The following is a 6,503-nucleotide window of genomic DNA, read 5'->3' as shown; positions in this document are numbered from 1 at the left end:
CCCCCCCCCCCCCCCCCCCCCCCCCCCCCCCCCCCCCCGCCGCCGCGCTGCTGTGCTCCACCGGCATCGACCGGCTCACCGGGGAGTCCACGGTCCTGCCGCTGCGGCCCGGCAGCGTCCGCCTGGCGGGGCAGCGTTTCCTGCTCACCAACCGGCTCCGCTACGGGCCGCCGACCCCGCTGAGCCGCCGCCTCGTCCACCGCATCACCCTCGGTCCGGGGGCGACGCGTACGCAGCGGGCGGCGGTGACGCGCATGGTGTCCGCGTGCGCGCCCCGGCCGCGCGCCGAGTGGGGGCGCGTGCTCTCGGCGCTCGACCTGACCGAGCGCGCCGCCGCGCTCGACCTGCCGGTGACGCTGCTCCAGGGGACGGCCGACCGCCTCACGCCGCCCGTGCACGCGCACCGGCTCGCGGCGCTGCTGCCGCGCCGCCCGGAGTTCGCCGAGCTGCCCGGCATCGGGCACATGACGCCGTTCGAGGCGCCTGGCCGGGTCGCGGACGTGGTGCGCGGCCTGGTGAAGGAGCACCTGTGAGGCGGGCGGGTGTGCGCGGCAGGGTCGTCGTGGTGACGGGCGGCGCGCGGGGTGTGGGGGCGGCGCTGGCCCGTACGCTCGCGGCGCGTGGCGCGCGGGTCGCGCTGGTCGGGCTGGAGCCGGAGGAACTGGCGGCCGTCGCCGGGAGCCTGCCGGTGGAGGGCGGCTGGTGGGAGGCGGACGTGACGGACGCGGACGCGATGGAGGCCGTGGCGGGCGAGGTGCGGGAACGTTTCGGGACGGTGGACGCCGTGGTGGCGAACGCCGGGGTGGCGGCCGGGGGCCCGTTCGCCGACGCGGACGCCGCGACATGGCGGCGCGTGGTCGAGGTGAACCTCGTCGGCTCCGCCGCGACCTGCCGCGCGTTCCTGCCCGCCCTGCGCGCGAGCCGGGGCTACTACCTCCAGGTCGCGTCGCTGGCCGCGCTCGCCCCGGCGCCGCTGATGACGGCGTACTGCGCGTCGAAGGCGGGCGTGGAGGCGTTCGCCCACTGCCTGCGGGCCGAGGTCGCGCCCGACGGGGTGGACGTGGGGGTCGCGTACCTGAGCTGGACGGACACGGACATGGTGCGCGGGGCCGACGAGGACCCGGTGCTGCGGGAGATGCGGGGGCGGCTGCCCTGGCCCGCCGGGCGCACGTACCCGCTGGGGCCTGCGGTGGAACGCGTCGCCGACGGCATCGCGCGGCGCGCGCCGCACGTCTACGGGCAGCGGTGGCTGCGGGGTGCGCAGCCGCTGCGGGGGCTGCTGCCGTCACTGATCGGCGGCCCGCTGGGGCAGCGGGAGATCCGGCGCCTGGCACCCCGGCTCGGCGGCCTGGCAAGACGCGGCCTCGTCGGCGCGGGCGGCGCGGCGGCGGAACGGGCCCGCCGGGAGCGGTGACCCGGCACAACGGCACGCCCCGCCTCCCGAGCAGCGGCGGTGCTGCCGTCGCTGCCCGGCCGACGACCCCCGGCCTCGCCGGCGCGGGCGGAGCGGCGGAACGGGCCCACCGGGAGCGGCGACCCGGCACGGCCGCACGCGGAGCGCGCCTCGCTGCCCCCGCTCGGCGAACCGCCCGGACAGCAGGAGACCCGGCGACCTGGCCAGCGCAAGCGACGCAACGGGCGCCGTGGCCCAGCCCAGCCGCACGCGCGGCGCGCACCGCAGTCCCGGGCAGCGACGGCCGCTGCCCCGGCGGGCCGCTGAGCAGCGGGAGATCCAGCGGCCTGCACCCCGGCTCGGCGGCCTGACGAGACGCGGGCAGGGCAGCGGCGGAACGGGCATACCCGGAGCGGTGACCGGCACAACGGAACGCCCTGCCTCCCCCGAGCAGCGACGACCGCTTCCATCGCTGCCCCTGGCGCGTCGCCGGGAGCGGCGGGAGAACCGGGACGCCGTCCCAGCCAAGCGCGGGCACGCCGGGGGCGGTGACCCGGCACGGCCGTACGCGCGGCGCACACCCCAACTTTCCTGGCAGCGACGGTTGTTGCCAGGCGCGGTGGCCTGGCGAGACGCGGCCTCGTCGGCGCAGGCGACACAGCGGGCCCGCCCGGAACCGCGACCCGGTACGGCCCGTACACGCGGAGCATGTCCCAACGCCCCTGGCAGCGACGGCCACTGCTGCCGCAGAGCGGCCGAACGAGCGTGTCGGGAGCCGTCACCCCGCACGGGCCGTGCGCGGAGCACGCCTCCCCGCTCAGTGGCAGGGCCGCCGTCGTAGGTCGGCGGACCGGAAGCCGTGAGCCGGATATGTCCGGGTTGACTCTCACACCGGTGTGAGACTTTAGCGTGCCGGTCATGACCACCGGCACAGCGTCCGTCACGGCCCCGGCCGATTCCCCCGCCTTGTCCGCACCGCGCAGGGCCGCGGCGCTGGCGGTGCTCACCACGACCGTGTTCGCCGTGGGCACCGCAGAGTGGGTCGTGGTCGGGCTGCTGCCGCAGCTGTCGGCCGCCTGGGACCGGCCCCTGGCGGCGACCGGTTCCCTGGTGACCTGGTACGCCCTCGTGGTCACGGTCGCCGGGCCGCTCGTGACGGTGCTGACGCTGCGTCTCGCGCGGCGCCAGGCGCTGCTCGCGCTGCTCGGCGTGTTCCTGGCGGGCAACGTCGCGGCGGCGCTGGCGGGCAGCTTCCAGGCCCTCGTCGCGGCCCGGATGCTGACCGCGCTCACCCACAGCACGGCCTTCGCGGCGGCGCTGGTCCTCGCCGTGGCGACGGTGCCCGCCGGACGGCGCGGACGCGCCATCGCCGTTGTCACCGCCGGCTGGAACCTCGCCACGGTCCTCGGCGCGCCGCTGGGGACCTGGATCGGCGACCACCACGGCTGGCGCGCCACCTTCTGGGCCATCGCCACGCTCGCCGCCGGGGTCCTGTGCGCCGTGGCCGTGCTCGTCCGGCCGTCCGCGCCCCGGGGGGACGCCGGTCCCGGGGGCGAGGTGCGGGGCGTGCTGCGGCCCCGGGTGGCGCTGGTGCTGGCGGTCATCGTGGCCGCGCAGGCCGGGCTGTTCACCACGTACACCTACATCGCCCCGCTGCTGCGGCAGGTCAGCGGCTTCGGGCCGTCCGCCGTCACCACGCTGCTGGCCCTCTTCGGCGTCGGCGCGGTCGCGGGCAACGTGCTCGGCGGACGGCTGGCGGAACGCGCCCCGTGGACGGGGCTGTGCGCCGCGCTGACCGCACTGGCGGGCGTACTGGCGGCGTTCACGGCGACGAGCCAGGTCCGCTGGGCGGCCGCCGTCACCGTGCTCGCCCTCGGCGTGATCGCCGCGACCCTCATCCCGCTGCTCCAGGACCGCGCCCTGGCCGCCGCCCCCGCCGCGCCCACCCTCGTCACGGCGATCAGCGCCTCGGCGTTCAACCTCGGCGTCGCGGGCGGCTCCCAGCTCGGCGCGCGGTCCCTCGACGCGGGGCGCGGCCTCGCCGACCTGCCCTGGACCGGCGCGCTGCTCGCCTGCGGCGCCGTCCTCCTCGCGGCCGCGACCGCCCGCCGGCACCGGGCCGTACCGCAGTGACCCGGCAGAAGAGAGAAAGAGAGAAGACCATGACCACCGCCCCGTCCCCCTCCCGCCTCGGCCGCGTCGTGCGCGGCACAGGACCCGGCCTGCTGCTCGCGCACGGCGCGGGCGGCGGCATCGACGCCAACTTCGGCCCCGTCCTGGACACGCTGGCCGCCGGGCACACCGTCGTCGGCCCCGACTATCCCGGCACGGGCCGCACGCCACGCGCCACGGCGCCCCTCGGCCTCGACACCCTGGCCGACGCGCTGGTCGCCGCCGCCGTCGAGGAGGGCGTGGGCACGTTCGCCATCGCCGGGTACTCGCTGGGCAGCGCGGTCGCCGTCCGGGCCGCGACCCGGCATCCCGGGCGCGTCACCGGGCTGGTCCTCACCGCCGGATTCGCCCACCCCAGCCCGCGGCTCCTCCTCGCGGCCCGGCTGTGGCGCGACCTGCTCCGCGACGGCGAGACGGACCGCCTGGCCGCCTACCTGTCCCTCATAGGCGTCAGCGCCCCCGTTCTGGACGGCGCGGCGCAGGACGACCTCGACGCCGCCCTCACGGCCACCGCGGCGGGCATCCCGCCCGGCACGGCGGACCACATCGGCCTCCTCCTCGCCGAGGCCGACGTCCGCGCCGACCTCGCCGCGCTCACCGTGCCGGCCCTCGTCGTCTCGACCACGTTCGACCAGCTCGTCACGCCCCACCACCACCGGCAGCTCGCCGACGGCATCCCCGGCGCCCGGTACGCCGAACTGGCCACCGGGCACCTGCCCTTCGCCGAACAGCCGGAGCACTGGGCCGCCCTCATCACGGACTTCCTCCATGGCAACGGGATCTGACGGCCCGGCGTCAGGCGGGCGCGGGGCCGAAACGCCAGCGTGTCTGGGCGTAGTCGCCCTTCCGGAAACCGAACGCCGTCTCCGGGGCCACGCGGTAGACGACGGCGCGTCCGCTGTCCGCGCTGTGCAGCGCGCCGTCCGCCACGTCGAAATGCCATGCGGAGGAGTACTTCGCGTCGATGGCCTCCGCGACCCGGCGCAGGACCGCGTCGTCCTGGAGGAGGCGGGCCGTCCCCTCCACGACGAGGTCGAGGCCGGACCGCAGCTCGTTGCCCCCTGTGGTGAGGACGCAGTGGGCGTTGGCGGTGAGGTTGCGGGTCTTGCGCTCGCGCGGCCCGGTGACGAAGTGCAGCGCCTCGTCCAGCCAGACGGCCAGGACCGGCGTGACGTGCGGGCGGCCCTCGGGGCGGACGGTGGAGAGCCAGTAGACCTCCGCCGCCGCCAGTAGCGCGCGTCCCTCCGGCCAGGACGTCGGGGCGGCGCCCGGCGAGCTGTAGCGGGCGTCGAGTTCGGTGACCGGTTCCCGTGTCCTGGGGTCCCTCGGCTGTTCCTGTGTCATGTCCGGGCGGTTCCTTCCCTGTTCGTGGGGTTCGTCCGGTACGTACGACCGCGGGACGGCCCGGAAGTCATCGGTCGGCGCGCGGTCTGGGGGCGGAGTCGGTCAGCGCGATGAGGTGCCCCTGCCCCTGCGCCAGGCAGGACAGCTGCCACCCGGTGCGGGCGGTGAGCCGCTCGGGCTCGGGCGTGAGGCCGTGCTGGGCGGCCAGCTCGGGCGCGTAGAGGCGCGCGGTCGCCTCCAGCAGCGCCGCGTACGCGTCCACCGCCGCCCGGCCGCGCCGCCAGCCGGTCGCCGTGATCGCGGCGGCGACCGGCAGGCCCGGCCACCACAGGGCGGCCACGGCCAGGTACAGCACGCCCCACCCGGCGAGGGTGGCGGCCCGGCGGAAGGACTCGCGGGCGGCGGTCACCTCGACGCGGGACGTGTCGGGCAGGATCAGCCACAGGTGGGGCCAGACGCTGGCGAGGTCGAGCGCGTACTCGCGGTCGAGGCGGACCACCGGCGTGTTGAGGCGGTCGGCCATCCAGGTGGGGCGTTCGGGGCGTTCCCGGGATATCGCGTCCACGCGGGCGCGGGCCGCCGTCAGGTCGGGTCCGGGCGGCGGGGCGGTGCCGGTCGCGCGGGCGTCGGCCAGCTCCGCGACGCGCGCGTCGTACGCCGCCGAGCGTGCGGCCCAGCGCCGCTGCCGCCGGGCGGTCAGGCGGCGGGGTGCCGCGCCCGGCGTGAGCCACCAGCGCTCGGCGAGCGAGCCGAGCGCCTGCGCGGCGAGGCCCGCCCCGGCCGCGCCGAGCAGGACGGCGACGAGGACGAGCGCCGGGCCGCCGGTGCCGTCGAGGCGCGGGGACGCGGCCCAGGTGTCGAGCCGGTCGGCGAGCTGCCCGACGGCGAACGGGTCGGCGTGACCGAGCGTCCCGGCCGCGGCCAGCGCGGCGAGGAACAGGGCGCCGGGCAGGACCAGCAGGGAGAGCCAGCGTTCGGCCAGGTGCTTGCCCAGTTCGGTCAGCAGACCGCCCATCTCAGAGCCGTTCCCAGCGCAGGGGCTCGCCGAGGAGTGCGCAGGAGGGCGGCGCGGCCTGGGCGGCGGTCGGCAGCCAGCGGCGCGAGCAGCTGCCGGTGGGGCAGAGGAAGACGGCGGCGGCGGGGCGCGGGGTGACGGGCAGTGCGCCGTAGCCGGGATCGGTCCCGGACTGGTCGGGCGCGCGGTCCACACCCCAGTGGCGGGCGGCGGTGTCCTCGTAGAGCCCGGCGGCGTCGCCCGCGCGCTGGAGCGCCTCGTCCAGGGCGTCGAGCGCGGCGGCGCGGTCGTCGTGCGTGCCGTCCCTGACGGCGGCCAGCAGGGCGTCGAGCGCGGACTCGTCCGGCGTCCCGGCCAGCACGTCGCGGATGCCGGCCAGGTCGGCGCAGGCCTCCGCCACCCCGGCCCGTACCTCGGCGGCCTCGCCCGGCGGCGGGGCGGAGATGTCGCTGGTATCGCTCACAGTGCCGACCGTACCCCCTTCCGTCACCGAGGGGCAGCGCGCGGGCGGCGCCCGGTGCGACTGTGGGGGGGGGGGGGGTGGGGGGGGGGGGAGAAAGGGGGGGGGGGGGGGGGGGG

At 77.9% G+C, this 6,503-nt stretch carries 7 protein-coding genes; 4 read left to right on the top strand and 3 right to left on the bottom strand.

Features of this window, described 5'->3' with window-relative positions:
* From ACL02R_RS29910 to ACL02R_RS29895, 4 genes are all read left to right on the top strand, one after another.
* Positions 1–533: alpha/beta fold hydrolase (locus ACL02R_RS29910; protein ID WP_412800098.1), on the top strand; the 533-nt coding region annotated here is incomplete at its 5' end.
* Positions 530–1,414: a short-chain dehydrogenase/reductase gene (locus tag ACL02R_RS29905; protein ID WP_412800097.1), complete on the top strand. Its 885-nt coding sequence runs from the start codon at positions 530–532 to the stop codon at positions 1,412–1,414. The genes ACL02R_RS29910 and ACL02R_RS29905, both read left to right, overlap by 4 nt.
* Positions 1,415–2,311: 897 nt before the next feature.
* Positions 2,312–3,526: an MFS transporter gene (locus ACL02R_RS29900; protein WP_412800096.1), complete on the top strand. Its 1,215-nt coding sequence runs from the start codon at positions 2,312–2,314 to the stop codon at positions 3,524–3,526.
* Positions 3,527–3,555: 29 nt separating this feature from the next.
* On the top strand, positions 3,556–4,350 hold the full coding sequence (locus ACL02R_RS29895; protein ID WP_412800095.1) for an alpha/beta fold hydrolase: 795 nt from the start codon (positions 3,556–3,558) through the stop codon (positions 4,348–4,350).
* A gap of 10 nt (positions 4,351–4,360) precedes the next feature.
* Here the strand turns inward: ACL02R_RS29895 and ACL02R_RS29890 are convergent, their stop codons facing one another.
* The 3 genes from ACL02R_RS29890 to ACL02R_RS29880 all read right to left on the bottom strand — a co-directional run bounded on the left by ACL02R_RS29890 (position 4,361) and on the right by ACL02R_RS29880 (position 6,387).
* Complete coding sequence (locus tag ACL02R_RS29890; protein WP_412800094.1) at positions 4,361–4,909, bottom strand: pyridoxamine 5'-phosphate oxidase family protein; 549 nt, start codon at positions 4,907–4,909, stop codon at positions 4,361–4,363.
* A gap of 67 nt (positions 4,910–4,976) precedes the next feature.
* On the bottom strand, positions 4,977–5,924 hold the full coding sequence (locus ACL02R_RS29885) for a hypothetical protein (RefSeq protein WP_412800093.1): 948 nt from the start codon (positions 5,922–5,924) through the stop codon (positions 4,977–4,979).
* A gap of 1 nt (position 5,925) precedes the next feature.
* Complete coding sequence (locus tag ACL02R_RS29880) at positions 5,926–6,387, bottom strand: hypothetical protein (protein WP_412800092.1); 462 nt, start codon at positions 6,385–6,387, stop codon at positions 5,926–5,928.
* Positions 6,388–6,503 lie beyond the last annotated feature (116 nt).

The organism is Streptomyces sp. MS19, from assembly GCF_047200595.1.
Lineage (GTDB): Bacteria > Actinomycetota > Actinomycetes > Streptomycetales > Streptomycetaceae > Streptomyces.
Note: the sequence above shows the minus strand (reverse complement) of the source record. Positions and strands in the feature narration are given on the sequence as shown.